Raw genomic sequence first — 16,945 nt, 5'->3', positions numbered from 1 at the left:
AAACGCCCCGGACTGTTCCGGGGCGTTTTTTCAAGCATCGCGGGGCTCTCATCTCACCCGATAGAAAAGATAGCGCCCAGGAGGTATCCCTTGCGGGCCGTCCAGCTCATCAAATCCGACGAGGGGCTGACCAGACACGATGATCCCTCCCTGTGCCATCACAGCCGCAATCGCCGGGGACAGAGCGGCGGCTTCGGCGACGTCCTTTTCTTTCACACCAAAACCAAGGTCGTAGTGGGCCAATATGATCCGGCGGCTTTCCTGTGCCAGCGTGCCCAGCATTGGGCGGGCCTCGCCTTGCAGGAAATCAGCCTCTGGCGGCACGCACGAGGGGTGGCATTGCAGCACCCGGTCGATAACGCGCACCCGCCGGTCCGGCAGTGTTTCGCGCAGATGATCATAGGTACGCCCGTTGCCCAAACCGATGTCGAGCACATCCCCCGGAAGGTTGCGAACCTGCTCCGCGGCCCAGTTCAGCCCATCCCGCTGCGCGGTCAGACGGCGCAGCATGGAATCCAAGCGGCTCATTCAGATAATCCTTTCATCAAATACCCAAGCCCGCCCTGGCCCATCGAGCAGGCGGCGCATCACATCCTCGCAAAATCCCCAAGTCGCATCATCCTGCACCAGATGGTGGGTGAGGATGCCGTAGGGTTCGGCAATATCAGCTTGCCCCTTACGACGTGCGGCGAGCTGTGTCACCAGCTGTGACAGCAACAGTGTTGGGGCTACAAGCCCGCGCGAGCCCTTCCAGTCAATCGGGTCGAGGTGGGTGTTGATCTGCCAGAGCCCCGGTGCCGCTTTTGCCCGGCGGCGCGGGGTGAAGGTCGACAGGGCGCTGTAGCCCAACCCGGCGAGCCAGGGCTCGACGTCGGTATCTATCCGGTTCCAGGGCGGGACAAACATGGGTCGCAGCCGGTCACCCAACAGGTCGCGCAGCCGGTTCAGAGCATTTTCAGCGTCTTCCAACACATCGTCGATCGGACGGTGGGTGCCAAATTCTGCTTTCTTGTCACCGGCGCTCGCGTGGTTTTCATGAGCCCAGCCGTGCACGACTGGCACTAGGGTGTCCACCTGCGCCAGTCGGGTCGCCAGGGTTGGTGTCGCATCACGCGCAACGATCGCAAGATGGGCGGGCAGGGCCAGGCGTTCTGACAGCTCAATCAGTTGGTCCAGCTGTGGCGTGGGGGCCGTTGCGTCGTCGTCGCGCCACCAGATTGGCAGGATCAGCCCATCGTCCTGCCATCGAGAAAGCTCGCGGTCCAAGCTGGTCCAATCCGGTGTCATGCACGCTCCTTTTCCAAGTTGCACGCAATCTCTACCGTTCGGGCGGCGCCGTCAAACCGGAAGCCATCCGTCGGTCGTGCAGGAGCGGCAATGACGTCATCCAGTGCCGCGCAAAGCACCTCTGGTGTCAAATCGGCGGCAGTCAGAGAGGTGATACCATCGAGTGGGGTGAGGCTGGCGGCGCGCAGAGATTGCTCAACTTCGTTGCCCGCATCAAAGGGAACAATCACCGCAGGCACACCGGTCTGAAGTAAGTCTAGTGCGGTGTTGTAGCCGCACATGCTGACTGAGGCGGCAGCGCCCTGCAGCATCTGGCGAAAATCTGGCCGTGCTGGCTCCAGAATGGCAGCGGTCTCGCCGTGCTGTTCTTTCAGACGCGTGATTTCTTCAGCCGCATTATTTCCGCCTATCAGGATGCGCCATCGCAGGGCCGGTCGCAATTTGGCGGCTTTTACAGCAACCCGATAAAGCGCTGACCCAACGCTGCCACCACCAGCGCTGACAAGGATCTCGCCTTTGCCAACACCCTCAGGATGCGGCACCGGCGCAGCTGGAGCAACGTAACCCGTGTAGCGAAGTTTCTCCGAGATCTCGGCTGTCACCGGCCAAGAGGCCTCCAACCGGGTGGCCTGCGGGTCGGAATGCACCAGCACGCCGTCGTAATGTGTCGTTAGGATAGTAGCGGCATCCTCCGCCTTCTTGGGTTTTGAAGGTGGCGCGAGAATGTCGCGTATTGATGCCAGAATGACCGGAGGGTTAGGCAGAGTGTTGGCCTTATCCAAAAGTGCCAGAAACTCCTGCTTCAGGCTGCGCCGACCGAAGGGAAACAACTCGGTGATCAGGATATCGGGTGCGACATCTCGAAGTGTGTCGCAGAGCTGCTCAACACGATTGTTGAGATAGGTATCGTCCGCCAGCTCGCCGGTTGGAGCCAGCAATCTGTTAAACGCCACGCCGTCAGAGCGTAGTGGCGGCAGCTGGATCAGATCAACGCCGCTGTGATCAAGGTGGGGTGCGGCTCCGCCGCCTGATACCACATAGGCCCGATGCCCAGCTGCGGCGAAGGCCCGGCCCAGCGTCAGAGCACGGGACAGATGTCCTGTGCCCAACAGATGTGTCACAGCAATCAGAATTTTCATTCCGCAACCCGTTTCCTGAGGCGCACCGGGTCGGCAGTGGGGGTGAGAGTTCCATCACCATCAAGCTCGACCACAAACAATCGATTGCGCTTGACCTGAAACGGGGCGGGGCCGTCAAAGTTCCAGCCATGAGCCCGGGCGAGGATCATCCGCATGATGCCAATGTGGCAGACTGCAACCGTGTCTTCCGTCAGATTCGCAAGCCAAGGGGCGATCCGCTCCCAGACCTCCTGCGGGGTTTCCCCACCGGGCGGGCGGTAGTGCCACCCCCAGTGCTCAATATCGCGGAACCCGCTGGCTGGATCGGACTTGAGCTCTTTGCCGTGCTGCCCTTCCCAGTCACCCCAGTTCATTTCAATTAGGGCTGGGCTGGTTTTGGGTGCGCGTCCGGCGACCAGTTCCGCAGTTTCAGCCGCGCGTTTCAGGGGGCTGGACCAGAGTGACGCCTGATCCCAAGGCGCGGGGAGGGTTTGCGCGGAAAGTTCGGCGCGGGCAGTGTCGTCCAGCGGAATGTCACTGCGCCCCTGTATGCGGCCAGCGCGGTTCCAATCGGTGTGGCCGTGGCGCAAGAGAGCAAGCCTGATCATGATGGGATCTCCAGCAAGGGTGAAAGTGTTGACCACAAACGTTGTGCGGCCGCCGGTGCAAGGTGGCGATTTGCGATCCGGTTGCGGACACGGCTGGCCTGTCGGTCACACAGGACCGGATCATCAAGCACCTGTGTCAATGCCTGTGCATAGCCTTCCGGGCCGCTGTCTGGTGGCGGCGTGAGCGCAGAAAGATCCCAGTTGGTGACAATGTCACGCAGACCTGGGCGATCCTGTGCTAAGACCGGAACCCCGTGGGACTGGGCCTCCAGATAAACCATCCCGAATGCCTCATTGACGCCAGGCCAGACAAAGATGGAGGCTTTCCTATAGAGTATGCCCAAGGCGTCCCGGTCCAACTCCCCCAGAAAACGAACTTTGTTGCCGAAGCGGGACATGACCTGCTCCACTTCAGGTCGGGCGGGGCCGTCACCGACGATATTCAGTCGCCATGGTTGCGCCACCTGAGCCAGCGCGTCGGCGAGAATGCGGTATGACGCGAGTTTGTCACCCTCCCTCATCATACCGACACAGAGCATGGGGCCGGACCGGTCACTGGGCTCCGGCAACCGGTGATCCAGCAGAAACGGCGACAGGTGAACCAGATGCTGATCGCAATACCTGTCCCGCAACAATGTCTGGTGGTCCTGCTGCGTCAGATAGAAAATGACAGAGGCTGCGTCCGCCGCGTCATGGGCGGCTTGGGCAAATTCGGACCAAGGGCCCGACAGGCGCTTCTTGGCTCTTGTCGACTCCACTTGCACATAGGGGATAGAAAGTCGGCGGGCGACGGTTGGTCCGATCAGGTCGGGCGCTTTGTAATAGTTGTGGTAAGTTAGCCAGAGGTCCGGTCGCTCCGCTTTTGGCGCGGTTACTATCTCGGTGCAGATGCGGTCGATTTCATGCGCTGCCTTGGCGCGCAGAATTGCCTGACGCTCCGCATCGCCTGATTTGTCGTAGATCCGCAACTCGCTGGCCAATGTGACCATCGCACCAGAGCCAGAAAGCAAACCCATCAGGTTTCGCGCCATTTCGCGGTCGCCTGAGGGGACCGGATGGCGCGGCGATTTCATTGGCGCGTAAAAGGCTATAGTTCGGCCCTGGCCAAGCGTCATGCGTTTTGCATCATAAGGGTCAGTCGTTCCGACAGGCGTGCAATGCCGGGATCCATCCCGAAATCGCTGCGCAACCGACCCAAGGCAGCCTCTGCCATGCGGGCCGCCTGCTCGGGGTTTCGACTGAGGGTCAGGATGGCTTCAGCCAAGGCTTCAGGCGTGTCCTCGCTGAGCAGGCCATGGGTGCCGCTTTCGATGAACTCCGGGATAGCTGATACTGCCGTGGACAGGATTGGCAGACGCTGGGAGGCGGCTTCCATCAGTACATTAGGCAAACCGTCCCGATCACCATCACGGGCGATGCGGCTGGGCAGGACGAACAGATCGCAGGCGCGCATGGCGGCGATCACCTCGGGCTGATCGCAGGCTCCGCGCCAAGTGATGCGATCCGCGACTCCCAGGTCCTCGGCGATGCCCTGCAACAAATCCCGCATGTCACCGCCACCTATGTGGGTCCAGTGCCAATCCAGCCCGCCGGGCAAAAGCGCCAGCGCACCTATCAGCCGATCAAAGCCTTTCTTTTCGACCAGCCGCCCCACTGACATCAGGTGCAGCGGATCGCCCGGTGCGCGCCATTTACGCTGTGGGGGCGAGGGGAACCGTGACAGGTCAAGCCCGTGGTAGATCAGATCAACGCGGTCACTGCGGTCTGCCATTTCCTGCAGATGCTTCGCGCCAAATCCGGTGCAGGTCGCCCCAAAGGTGGCCCCATGGCTCTTGGCGGCCAGTTTCTCCTGCAGTTCCCAATCAGGTGAGGTCCAGATGTCCTTGGCGTGGGCCGAAAAACTCCACGGTAGGCCGCGCATAATTGCCGCATAGCGCGCGACAGAAGACGGCGTGTGCAGAAAATGAGCGTAGAGACCGAGCACCGCGTCGGGCATCTCAGTGGCCAGAACACAGGCCTGCCCAAAGCGGCGAATTCGGTTGCGAGTAGGATCGCGACGCAGATCTTCGCGCCAAATCCGATAAGCGGTCTGATAGCCAGGCATTGTTTTGGCCTGATCCCGCGCAGCCCAAACACGATCCGGTTCCTGATGGAGATATTCCGGCAGGTAGTGGACCGCCGCAGTCAGTTTTTCGTGCAGGGGGTGGCGTTTCACATCTGTAGGGTGGCGCAGAGACCAGATCTCGAACTGATGACCTGCCGCTTCCAACGCGACCAGCTCCTGTGCAATGAAGGTTTCAGAAAGACGTGGCCAGCCTTTTACAACAACGGCAAGGGGCGGGCGGGATGGCCCGGTTGATCCGGTGGTCATTCGGCAGCCTTTCCGTTGGTGCCATGCAGCAGCGCGTCGACACGGTCGGTGACGTAGTCCAGCCCGTCCAGCAAGCCGTCAGGGATCGCAGCAGAGGGGGGCGGCTGATCGGCAAGCGCGCGAATGGCCCGGATCATGGCCTCGGGTGTCCAGCCGTCGCGGCGCTCGTCGAGCATCGCTGTCAGCCCCAGTTCTTCGGCGCGGCTGGCCCGGATCCATTGCTCAAGTCGCGGTGTGGTGCGCGGGACGATAACGGCGGGTTTGTCAAAGGACAGCACTTCGCAAAACGTGTTGTAGCCGCCCATGCAGACAACCCCTTGAGCGCCTGCAAAGAGGGTTTCGATCTCGGATTCGAAACCCACAGCGGTAACCCGGCCATCAAGCGCGGCAACGCGGGTCTCGAATTCGGTTCTGGTGTCGCCGGACAGAAACGGGCCGTAGACCAGCATCGCGCGCGGCGCCAGGTCCGGATCCCGCTCATAAGCGGTCAGCACAAGATCAACCATCATCGCGCCGTCGCCCCCACCGCCGGGAGTGATCAGAACATAAGGTTGCTCGGGTGGTGCGCCCAACTCACCCAAATCGCGACGCAGATATCCGGTCCAGTGCATCCGCGCCTGCGCCTCCTGACTAAGCGGCAGACCGGCTGTCGGATCGTAGACGGAACGGATGCCGTAGACCCAGATCTCATCGTAGAATTGTTCGGTGGCTGCAACAGCGTCTTTGCGCGCCCATTCAGTGGCCAGAACGTCTGGCTCATCCAAAACATCACGCAGGCCGAGGATCAGCTGCGTGTTTCCATTCGACTTAAGCTCGTCCAGCGTTGGCAGCAGTTCGCCACGGAAGCCAGTCGGCTCTTTATCAACGATCAGCACATCGGGGGCATATTGTAGCGCGGTTGAGCGGATCAGACCGGCGCGCAGAGATGTCGTCTCCTCAATCGACATTCCCATCGTGCGCGAGGCATAAGAGCCGTCCGAGCGTTTGATCACGCCGGGCAGTCGCACGTGGTCGACCCGGGAGGGAAAGGCGAAACGTCCTGCCACAGGGGAACCGGTCAGGATCAGAGCTGAGGCGGTCGGATCAGCATGGGTGATCGCGCCTGCCAGTGCCCGTGATCGTCTCAGATGGCCCAGCCCAAAGGTATCGTGGCTGTAGAGCATGACACGCGCCCCGCGAAGGGCGCTGGAGGGGGCGTTGGCTGTCATAGCTGGGCCTGCGTCTGGAAAGAGGGAAGGGAGGTTGCGGCACCGGCATGATCTAGCAGGTTGCCGGTGCGGCGGATGATTGGACATATCTGTCCACCCCCCGCATCAGCGGCTGTGCGTGTCGGCTTGGCCAGGGTCCGCCTCAGCATAGTGTCGCCTCAGGTTGCTCAGCCTGACACACTACGGGCCAAGGCACAGATCGTTGCTGCGTCCGGCCCAAACCGTGGAAGGAGGCTTACGGTGCCCGTGGGTCCCGTCCTATCTTCACGTCTCACGCGGTACGCTGAATTTTCTATAACGCGCAGAGGCATAAGTTGCAATCAAGCGCTGCAGGGCGGGAATAATCCTGACCTCTTGATGTACACAGCCGTGCAAAGGCTTGATATTTTCACCGTTTTGCGGCCTTGGTGAATGAATGGTTACAAATTCAGAGGTGGTGCGTATGCGGCGACTGGTATCGCAATTTCTTATCTGCTTGATCGTGGCGCTCTCCTTTGCGGTCAGTAGCACCTCTGAAGCACTGGCTCAGGCCACGAATTCAACCGGCGACGATGGTCTGGCCAAAGCGATCGAACAGGCGGCAGATAGCGGGGTTGGCGTGATCATCGTGGATGGGCGCGGGAAGCTCGTGTCTACCTCGGATACACCTACCGACGCCACTCCGGTTCCGGCAACGGATCAGATGGAGGGCGCCTCGGCGCTGATGAAGGCACAATCCGAGGTCGAGCAATTCGGCGCTGCTTTGGAAAGTCGCCTCGAGGCGATGCCCTATTCGATATTCGAAGTGCAGTATATTCTGCGGCAAACCAGCCCGGATGGGCGCATCATCACCTATGTGAAGGTGCTTGGCTGGAGCCTATTGCTTTTGTTCATTGGACGTTGGGTCTCGGTGGAGATCTATGGCAAGCGGATTGTCAAAAAGCATGTGGTCGCGCGGATCAAAGAGAACCCCGAGGGCTATCAGGACAAAATGCCATTTCTGGTATTTCGCTTTCTCATGGGGGTTGTCGGGACCATTGTGGCCATGGCCTTCGCGCTGTTGACATCCTACCTTATCTTTGGATCGTCCGGTAACTCATCGGTAAAGTTTACCGTTACCGCCATCTACACAGCCTTCTTCCTGTCCAGATCGGTCTCGGATTTGTGGCGTATGGTACTGTCTCCCTACCTGAGCCAATACCGTATTCCCGTTTTTTCGGACCGCGATGCACGTCGCCTCTACGTTTGGGCCTCAGTGCTGGCGACCTATGATATTTGCTCGGTATTGTTTGCAACCTGGGTCGGGGATTTCGGGCTGAACTACAACGTCTATGCGCTTGTCTATGGTGTGCTGGCGCTGGTGGGTACCGTGGGTAACCTCTTGATGGTGGTGATCAACGCCCGCGCAATTTCAAATGCAATCCGCGCAGGTCGCCCGTCCGAGGCGTGCTCATGGCTGGTCCGGCTTCTGTCTGTGGTCTGGGCGCCAGTGTTGATGATCTACATCATCTTCGGCTGGCTGGAATTGGCCTTTGATCTGGTGCTTGAGCGCGATATGTCGCTGCCGCTGATGGCCGGCAGCTATTCGGTTCTGACCTCGATCCTCGTGGTCTATGGCATCATCAACTATGTGATCGAGCGCTTCTTCAACCGGTCGCAGCGACGGGTTTTGGTCGAGAGCGGCGCTATCAGCGACGACGATGATGCTGACAATGAGAACGATGAGGCTGAAGTCGCGCCACAGCCGCGGCATCCGATCGCCACCTTCGAAGATCTCGCGCGTCGGATTGCGGGGATCCTAGCGTTCACCGTCGGTTTCTTCGCGATGGTTGCTATATGGAACCCCGAGGCTGCGTGGATGGAGAACTCCCGACTGGACCGGATGAGTGATATCATCGTAATCCTGTTTATCGGCTATATCGTCTATCATATTGCCCGGATCTGGATCGACAGCAAAATCGACGAAGAAGTTGGGGACATGCCCGTGGGTGAGTTGGGCGATGAAGGCGGTGCCGGTGGAGCCAGCCGACTTGCCACCTTGTTACCTTTGTTTCGGGGCGCCATTCTTGCCGTAGTGGTGGTGTCCATCGTCCTGATCGTCCTGCTGGAACTGGGGATCAACGTCAGCCCGCTCTTCGCTGGTGCTGGTGTTGTTGGTCTGGCTGTGGGCTTTGGCTCACAAACGTTGGTGCGGGACATCTTCTCGGGTGCGTTTTTCCTAGTCGATGATGCCTTCCGTAAAGGCGAATATATCGATATCGGCGATGTTAAAGGCACGGTTGAACGTATTTCTGTTCGCTCGTTTCAATTGCGGCATCACCTGGGGGCTCTGCACACCATCCCCTTTGGCGAAATCCGCGTGCTGACCAACTACTCCCGTGACTGGGTCATGATGAAGCTGCCGTTACGGGTGACCTATGACACCGATGTCGAGAAGGTTCGCAAGCTGATCAAGAAACTGGGACAGGAATTGCTGGATGATCCGGTGATCGGCGACACGTTCATCCAGCCCCTGAAGTCGCAGGGGGTGATCGAAATGCAGGATTCCGCGATGATCATACGGGTCAAATTCATGACCAAACCCGGTGACCAATGGCTCGTACGCAAGAAAGTGTTTCAGGATATTCGCGACCTTTTCGCCCGTGAAGGGATCAAATTTGCTCATCGCGAGGTCACCGTGCGTTTGGCAGAGGATCAGGCAGATCAGGCACCGAAGGAGAAGCGCGATCTTGCAGTCGGCGCGGTTCAGGCCGCCATTGATGACGATCTGATGGATGTGAACGATGGCGGAGTAGATGACCGCTAACGTCTTATCCGGGCCAGACTGGTGCGGCGGTGCCTGATGCTGTTGCAGGCTGCTCCCAGCGCATCGGCGTCTTTCCGACCGTCAATGGCGGCAGCAACCGGTGCCCCGGCCCCCAGCTCGTTAGCTCAATATGGTTGGAATAATCCGCATCATCCGCGCCCATGAGCGGGCCGACGGGGGAGCTGTCGTCACCGTGATGCTCTGTCAGGGCCGTAAGGGCATGAGCAGTGCGGGCCAGGGACAGGCGTGCATCCCCCACGGGATCGCCTTGGCAGGCCTTGGTCAGAGCATTTAGCACAGCGGCAGCCATCAGATAACCAGTGGCGTGATCCAACGCCTGAACCGGTAGTGGTACTGGTTTGGCCGATGTATCAGGCGCGATTTGCCCACCTGCCATCCAGTGCCGCCCGCGCTCCGCGATGCCGCTGCTCATCTGTACAAGGCTGTCAAAGCCTCTGCGTTTGGCCCAAGGGCCGCTCCAGCCATAGGCATTGAGGCGCACATCAATCAGGTTCGGTGCAAGCTTTCGCAGTTTTGGACTATCGTATCCCAGCCCCTCAAGCGCACCGGGGCGAAAACCATGCACCAGCACGTCAGCCTTCGTCAGGAGGGCTTCGAACTGGTCACATCCCTGTTCAGAGCGCAGGTCCAATGATGACATCTGCTTACCCAGTGAAATATCCTGAAGAACACCAGGCTCATCCCATCCCGGCGGGTCGATCCGCAGCACCGTCGCACCAAATGCGGCTAGGGTTCGCGTCGCCACTGGACCGGCCAGAACACGGGTAAGGTCCAGCACCCGAAGCCCTGCCAAAGGTCGCGCCGGTGTGGCTGATGGCCGCTCCCGCATGTGAATATGGCGGGCATTGCTCCACGCGATCAGCGGCTCCGATGCGACAGCCTGACCCTGCGGGTGGGTTTGCCACTCTGCGGCGCTGCGCATGGCTGCTGCGACGCCGCCTGCGGCGACAATAGCCTGTTCCAACGTATCGCCCAGCTGCTGTGAAACCGCGTCGCGAACGGCTTCCGGCTCAGGGTTGCAGCTCAGAACATTCAACGCAGCAGCGCGATGATGGGGCAGGTTGGTGTGAAGGCGGATCCATCCGTCAGCAGTCCGATAGTCACCCGCCAGAGGATCCCAGAGATTGGGCATCTCCCAGCCCTGAGGCCGAAAACTATAGCGAAACCACAGCGCGGCACGGCGTTGATCTAGGGTGATTGGCTGCGCAGCTGCGGTGAGATCTGTGGCCTTCATCAACTCCGCAAGGGCGACCCCGACGGCGGCCAGCGAGCGGTTGGCCAACTCCGAAACAGCATAGCAGCTTGGCCAGTGATCACCGGGGATCACGCGAAACATGTCATGGCTGGGAAGATCGCGCATTGTCGCCTCCTCATGGTTATCGTTAGGCTGGCGTGGCTTATTGCTGATAGGGATCCAGACTGTCGCGCAGCCCATCGCCCAGGAAGTTGAATGCCAGCACAACAACGATGATTGGGAGCATCGGAATAGCGGTCCAGGGGTAGATTTCAATTGAGGCAAGGTTCTGTGCATCATTCAGCATGACCCCCCAGCTTACAGCGGGCGCGCGTAGACCAAGGCCGAGGAAAGACAGGGCCGTCTCACCCAAGATCATCGCCGGGATCGAGAGCGCGGCTGATGCAATCAGATGCGACATGAAATTCGGCAACAGGTGTTTGCGAATGACACGTCCCGATGACGCGCCCATCATTTCGGCTGCGCGGACGTATTCCTCTTCCCTTAAAGACAGGAATTTTGCCCTGACCGAGCGTGCAAGGCCGGGCCAGTCAAGAATTCCGAGGATAATCGAGATGACGAAGAACACCGCGACTGGCGACCAATTGGACGGCACAGCAGCCGAGAGTGCCAGCCACAATGGCAGTTCTGGCAGGGACCGCAGGATTTCGATCATACGGTTGATCACCCAGTCCAGTTTACCACCGAAATATCCGGCCAGAGAGCCAAAGAATATACCTAGAATGAAGGAGACGGTGATGCCGATCAGACCTACGGTGAGGGAGAGCTGTGCGCCATAGAGAATGCGGCTAAAGACATCGCGGCCCAAGCGGTCAGACCCCCAGATGAAGAGCGTGGCACCTTCAGGGGCGCAGAAAAGATGCGTATTGGAAGGGATCAGCCCGGCAATCTTGTAAGTCGCGCCCTCGCAGAAATACCGTAGCGACTGAGGGTTCTCCAGATCGGGTTTGAAGATCCACTGGAAGGTTTCGAGATCCGCCTCCGAGGTCATCGGATAGATGAACGGCGCGCGAAGACTGCCTTCGTGAAACAGATTGATGGACTGCGGAGGCGAATAGATATGCTCACTGTCGCGATCGTTTGGCCCATATGGCGCTATGAAACCGATGACCGGAAGCAGGAGGTAGCAGACCAGCAGGAAGATACCTGAGGTTAGACCGAGCTTATGTGTTTTGAACTTCCGCCAGATCAGAACCCAATTGGGGGCATCCAGATCCTTGCGCTCCAGCTCTTGCAGAGCTGCATCCGGATCATAGGGGGTGGTGTCGACATAGCGATTGTCGGGCTGCGTGCTCATCGTTTGCGCTCCTCATAGCGGATGCGGGGATCCAGCATGACAAGCAACACATCGGAAATCATGGTCCCGATCAGCGTCAGCAGCGCAACGAACATCAGGACAAACCCGCTGAGGAACATATCCTGTGTCTTAAGGGCAGTCAGCAGGGTTGGGCCGATGGTCTGCAGGCCCAGAACGACGGACACTAGAACCGAACCGGAGATCATTGCGGGGAGCAGATTTCCGATATCCGCAACAAAGGGATTGAACGCCACGCGCAGCGGGTATTTGGTCAGCATCCGCGCGGGGGCCATCCCTTTTGCGATGGCGGTTTCTACGTAAGGTTTGCCCAGTTCGTCCAGCATATTGGCACGCAACCGCTGCATCATGGCGGATGCACCAGAGGTGCCGATGACGAAGGTTGGTACGATCAGATGGATCAGAATGGACTTCACCTTGTCCCAGGTCATGGGCTCGCCTTCATAGGAGGGATCCATTAGCCCGCCTATGGGCAGGTCGAAATATTTGTGCCCGTAATAGAAGAGGATAAGCGCCAGCAGAAAGTTTGGTGTAGCGAGCCCAAGATAACCGACAAAGGCAGAAGTGTAATCGACCCATGTGCGTGATCGGGCCGCTGCCAGAACGCCCAGCGGAAGGGCGACGAGATAGACAAACAGCACCGCCGCGACATTGACCAGAACGGTCAGCCAGAGGCTTTCGCCTACGATTTCGGCAACAGGCCGGTCAAATTCGAACGACCAGCCAAAGTTGCCCTGGATCATACCGGAAAACCCATGTGGGCCGGGCATAAAGCCCATCCAGATCATGTACTGCTGCCAAAGGGGACGATCCAGCGCGTATTCCTTGCGCAGGAATTCAGCCTTCTCAACACCGGAGGATTGACCGGAGGCGCGGAGCTCAGCGATTTGGTTTGACAGGTAGTCACCGGGAGGCAGGTTGATGATGATGAAAATCAGCACAGACACCACCAGCAGCGTCAGCAACATGGTTCCAAACCGGTAGATGGCGTAGCGCAGGATCTCCATTGATGTGGTTCCTCAGCCCTTGCCGTCTTCGAAGAAAAACTCATCCGGGCGGTAGATGCCAAAATGGGCGCCGGGATCCCATGCCCAGATCCCTTTTTGCGGTACATTGCGCAGGCGGTTGCTGACGACAACCGGTTGCGGGGCCGCAGCGACAAGGCCGATGGCATAGACCTCATCAGCGTGAATCTTCAGCATTTCCTGCCAGGCGCGTGTTCGCTCTTCGTCAGTCTTGGCCGTTTCCCAGTCATGCCAGAGTGTCATGAGCCTTTGCGCGGGCTCAAGGTCGGGAGCCTCGCCAACATCGCCACCGGTCTGGTGGTACTGGCCCCATTTTGGCCAGGACAGAAAGACCTGATCCGTTGGCGCCAGATACGCAGGCGAGGTGTAGGTCTGTGGCAGGCCATTGTCCCAACCGTACCAGACCGACGCCATTGTGGTGCCGGAAAACACCCGGTTGCGCAGGATGTCACGATCCAGCGGGCGCATCACCAGTTTGACACCGACATCGCGCCAGTCGTCCGATAGGATTTGCAGAGCGTTTTCAACCTCCTGCCGCTCCCCTGCGGTTTCCACAACCAGTTCCATCGGTCTGCCATCGGGGAGTTTGCGAATGCCGTAGCCGTCGCGCTCGGTTAGCCCGGCCTCATCCAGCAGCTGATTGGCCAGTTCAGGATCATATTGTGCCCAAGCCTCGCGGAGGGCGGGATCAAAGAAGGGGCTGGCCTCCAGAACCGTCATTGCACCGGGTTTTGCCAGCTTGAAATACAGCGCCTTGTTGATGCCTGCGCGATTGATCGCCACGGATAATGCGCGACGGACACGGGTGTCGCGCAGCACCTGGCGCCACTGGTCGTCGTTGACATTAAGATTGGGATAGATCGCGATTTGCGACGCGGTGCCATTGCCCCAGAGGTAGGTCTTGTAGTCGGCGCCATCGGTTTCGCCCTTGCGCAGGATCGGAATGTCGCGAAAGCCAAGGCCGCGGGCCTGAAGATCTGCCTCACCGGCATTGGTCTTGGCGGCGACCAGCCCGCCTGCCACGATTTCCATCTCGACCGTGTCGATATAGGGAAGCTGAACGCCATTGCTATCGAGCCGATGGTAATAGGGATTGCGGACAAAGAGGTGTCGGATTTTCTTGCCCGAGGTGGCGTTGATCCAGGGCTGAAGGGTCGGCAATTCGTGATTGTCGAACTTGTACATGTTGTCGAGCTTGTTGTGCAGCGCGGCCCAGCTTTTGACCCTGGCGTAGTCGACCTCCTCGGCGAGTTTTGCGGGGTCCGCATAGTCTGCGTGAAATTGTTTCAGATAGGCAGACGGGCGATAGATGAACGGCGGGCTGGCCTGCGCGAGGCTGTGCAGGAAGCTCGGGTTAGGGGCCGCCCATTCGTAGATTACGGTTGTTTCGTCAGGAAAGCTCACGGTCGGCAGGGCGCCATCCACCTTCAGATAGTCTGGAGCGCCTGTGGGATTGAGCAGCAGGTTATTGGCGACGTCTTTCCACCAATACTCAAAATCGGCTGAGGTAAACGGGTCGCCATTCGACCAGCGATGACCGGGGCGCAGTTTCAGGGTGAAGCGCCGATTGTCTTCGACCTCGAAGTTCAACAGTATATCGGGCTGCAGCTGGTAGCTTTCGTCATAGCCCGCCAGCCGGGCGTAACCGTAGACAACCATCTGCCGGATGTCCTTGGACCGTGTGACCATCGTGTTGAGGGTACCGCCCTGAATGCCGGGCTGACGCCCCTTGGCTTCCAGATCGACCACCAATGGCACCTCGGGCAGGCGCTCGGAAATCGGTGGCAGGTCACCTGACTTGACCTCCTGCTCCCAAAATCCGCTTTCGACCAACGCTGCCGGACTGGCGATAGCAGACGAGGCTATGGCAAGGGGCAGAACATGGGCCAAAAGCGCGCCAGTTGCGAGGGTCTTCAGGGATTGGCGCAGATTAAACATGACATCGTACCTTATGTCCGGGTTCCACGTGCACCAATGGCGGGGCCGTGATGCCAGAGAATTTGAAGCGATCGGGCCAGCTGTCGGGTGATCCGGCACCCTGTGCGACCAATTTGAGGTTGATCGGGCGCTTAATGCTTGGCTCTGGTTGGGCGGCGATCAGTGCCTTCGTGTAGGGATGCTGCGGATTGTAAAACAGTGTTTCAGGTGGTGCCTGTTCTACCACCATACCACGACGCATCACCGCCACCTCGTCGGCAATGCGGGCCACAACAGCGAGGTCGTGACTGATGAAGAGATAGGAAAGCTGCTGTTGGTCGCGAATATCTTCCAACAGACGCAGGATCTGTTCCTGTACCGAGACATCCAGCGCCGAAGTCGGCTCATCGCAGACAATCAGTGATGGATCCAGCATCAGCGCACGCGCAATCGACAGTCGCTGCCGCTGACCGCCGGAGAAGGCATGCGGATATCGTAGCAACATCTCGGGCTGCAGCCCCACCAGTCGCAACATCTCAGCAGCGCGCTCCCGGCGACTGCTGCGGTTGCCCAGACCGTGGATCTCCATCGGTTCCACCATGGCATCCTGAACCCGCATGCGCGGCGACAGCGACGAATAGGGGTCCTGAAACACCATCTGAGCCGCTTTCTGAAAGGCGGTCCGGCTGCTTCGGTTCATATCGTGAACGGCAATCGGTGTCGCGTCGGATGCAGACCGAAACAACACCTCGCCGCCGGGATCGGGCATTTCGGCGCCCAGTGCGATGCGGGCAGCAGTGGTTTTTCCGGAGCCGCTTTCGCCAACAATCGCCAGTGTTTTGCCGCGTGGCAACGCCAGGTTCAGTTCCTTGCAGGCGTGAATGAGGGTCGGGGCAGACCAGCCTTTGCCCGCGCGCAATGCATAGGTTTTGGAGACGTTTCGCAACTCAAGAATGAGATCATCGCTTGGCGCCGGGGTGACAGGTTCAGGCGTCTCGGGGATTTGCGGTGCCGCCTTGAACAGAGCTTGGGTATAGGGATGCGCTGGTGCGCCAAGAACGGTTTCCGCACTGCCGGCCTCCATCACGCGCCCTTTGTGCATGACAACGACCTGTTCGGCCATATTGGCGACCACACCCAGATCATGGGTTACCAGGATCATGGCCATGCCCGTGTCACGCTGCAGATCTTTCATCAGTCCTAGGACTTGGGCCTGTGTTGTCACATCCAGCGCGGTGGTCGGCTCGTCCGCGATCAACAAATCAGGTTTGGCCACCATAGCCATCGCAATCATCGCCCGCTGGCGCATCCCACCGGACAGCTCAAACGGGTAGGATTTGTAGGTGCGTTCGGGATCGGGGAAGCCCACGCGTTCAAAACAGGTCAAAACCTCCCGCTTTGCTGCTCTTTCGCTTTTTCCGCCATGCAGCCAAAGAACTTCGGCAACCTGGTTACCAATCCGGTGCAGCGGTGAGAGCGAACGCATGGGTTCCTGAAAGATCATCGCGATCTCATTGCCGCGAATATCGCGCATCTGCCGCTCGCCAAGGAGCCGCAGATCCCGCTCTCCACCACCATTGACTCCGCGCCACAGCATCCGACCATGCCGGATCTGCGCGGCCTTTGGCAGGATGCGCAGAACGGCGCGGCAGGTCACGGTTTTGCCGGATCCACTTTCGCCAACAAGGGCAACAGTTTCTCCGGCAGCGACGGAAAAATTCACGTTCTGTACAACCGGGTCGCCCTGGCCAAATCCGATACTGAGGTTTTCGACAGACAGCAGAGGCGTCATTTAGCCTAAGCCACCAAGCCGTTGAGGCGCTTTCATCGTGGTTCCATATCCCCTGTTTTTTCGCCCACTGTCGCGCGCCACTGGTGCAATAGTCAAATCCCATTTCCATCCGCTAAACATCGATGTCGAAAATTTGAGCGTATGAGAGCGGCCAAACCTCGTGCTGTAACGCCCGGACACCTATCGATAGGATGCTACACATTCGCGGCAATCTCTGGCACAGCTGTCGCGGCAGGCCGCCTT

At 59.2% G+C, this 16,945-nt stretch carries 13 protein-coding genes; 1 reads left to right on the top strand and 12 read right to left on the bottom strand.

Translation table 11 applies throughout. The features are described 5' to 3' along the window. Nucleotides 1–48 precede the first annotated feature (48 nt). The 7 genes from GAL_RS15000 to GAL_RS14970 form a co-directional block, all read right to left on the bottom strand. The gene (locus GAL_RS15000) at nucleotides 49–528 is read right to left on the bottom strand and encodes a class I SAM-dependent methyltransferase (protein WP_024098415.1); all 480 of its coding nucleotides are present in this window, start codon (nucleotides 526–528) and stop codon (nucleotides 49–51) included. Further along, nucleotides 529–1,287 carry a polysaccharide deacetylase family protein gene (locus GAL_RS14995; RefSeq protein WP_024098414.1) on the bottom strand — a complete coding sequence of 253 codons (759 nt, stop codon included), beginning with the start codon at nucleotides 1,285–1,287 and terminating at the stop codon, nucleotides 529–531. Then, nucleotides 1,284–2,426: a glycosyltransferase family protein gene (locus GAL_RS14990; RefSeq protein WP_024098413.1), complete on the bottom strand. Its 1,143-nt coding sequence runs from the start codon at nucleotides 2,424–2,426 to the stop codon at nucleotides 1,284–1,286. The genes GAL_RS14995 and GAL_RS14990 overlap by 4 nt, the downstream gene beginning before the upstream one ends. Continuing rightward, nucleotides 2,423–3,013: a histidine phosphatase family protein gene (locus GAL_RS14985; protein WP_024098412.1), complete on the bottom strand. Its 591-nt coding sequence runs from the start codon at nucleotides 3,011–3,013 to the stop codon at nucleotides 2,423–2,425. Before GAL_RS14985 ends, GAL_RS14990 begins: the two co-directional genes overlap by 4 nt. Continuing rightward, complete coding sequence (locus GAL_RS14980) at nucleotides 3,010–4,029, bottom strand: glycosyltransferase family 4 protein (protein WP_322786990.1); 1,020 nt, start codon at nucleotides 4,027–4,029, stop codon at nucleotides 3,010–3,012. Before GAL_RS14980 ends, GAL_RS14985 begins: the two co-directional genes overlap by 4 nt. Before the next feature lie 95 nt (nucleotides 4,030–4,124). Then, a complete protein-coding gene (locus GAL_RS14975) occupies nucleotides 4,125–5,384 on the bottom strand; it encodes a glycosyltransferase family 4 protein (protein WP_024098410.1) in 1,260 nt (419 codons plus the stop codon). Then, nucleotides 5,381–6,592: a glycosyltransferase family protein gene (locus GAL_RS14970; protein ID WP_024098409.1), complete on the bottom strand. Its 1,212-nt coding sequence runs from the start codon at nucleotides 6,590–6,592 to the stop codon at nucleotides 5,381–5,383. The genes GAL_RS14975 and GAL_RS14970 overlap by 4 nt, the downstream gene beginning before the upstream one ends. Before the next feature lie 442 nt (nucleotides 6,593–7,034). On the opposite strand from GAL_RS14970, the gene GAL_RS14965 reads away from it, so the two are divergent. Then, nucleotides 7,035–9,377, top strand: coding sequence for a mechanosensitive ion channel domain-containing protein (locus tag GAL_RS14965; RefSeq protein WP_024098407.1), 2,343 nt, complete (start codon nucleotides 7,035–7,037; stop codon nucleotides 9,375–9,377). Between the two features lie 4 nt (nucleotides 9,378–9,381). On the opposite strand, the gene GAL_RS14960 is transcribed toward GAL_RS14965, so the two are convergent. From GAL_RS14960 to GAL_RS14940, 5 genes are read right to left on the bottom strand one after another with little or no spacing between them, the layout of a single operon-like run. Beyond that, the gene (locus GAL_RS14960) at nucleotides 9,382–10,758 is read right to left on the bottom strand and encodes a CoA transferase (protein ID WP_024098406.1); all 1,377 of its coding nucleotides are present in this window, start codon (nucleotides 10,756–10,758) and stop codon (nucleotides 9,382–9,384) included. A gap of 37 nt (nucleotides 10,759–10,795) precedes the next feature. Next, nucleotides 10,796–11,950: an ABC transporter permease gene (locus GAL_RS14955; RefSeq protein WP_024098405.1), complete on the bottom strand. Its 1,155-nt coding sequence runs from the start codon at nucleotides 11,948–11,950 to the stop codon at nucleotides 10,796–10,798. Further along, nucleotides 11,947–12,975, bottom strand: a complete 1,029-nt coding sequence (locus GAL_RS14950) for an ABC transporter permease (protein ID WP_024098404.1) — start codon at nucleotides 12,973–12,975, stop codon at nucleotides 11,947–11,949. Before GAL_RS14950 ends, GAL_RS14955 begins: the two co-directional genes overlap by 4 nt. A gap of 12 nt (nucleotides 12,976–12,987) precedes the next feature. Next, complete coding sequence (locus GAL_RS14945; protein ID WP_024098403.1) at nucleotides 12,988–14,931, bottom strand: ABC transporter substrate-binding protein; 1,944 nt, start codon at nucleotides 14,929–14,931, stop codon at nucleotides 12,988–12,990. Beyond that, nucleotides 14,924–16,702 (bottom strand): ABC transporter ATP-binding protein, encoded by a 1,779-nt coding sequence (locus GAL_RS14940; RefSeq protein WP_024098402.1) that lies wholly within the window; start codon nucleotides 16,700–16,702, stop codon nucleotides 14,924–14,926. Before GAL_RS14940 ends, GAL_RS14945 begins: the two co-directional genes overlap by 8 nt. Nucleotides 16,703–16,945: the final 243 nt, after the last annotated feature.

The organism is Phaeobacter gallaeciensis DSM 26640, from assembly GCF_000511385.1.
Lineage (GTDB): Bacteria > Pseudomonadota > Alphaproteobacteria > Rhodobacterales > Rhodobacteraceae > Phaeobacter > Phaeobacter gallaeciensis.
This window is presented reverse-complemented; position numbering and strand designations above follow the sequence as displayed.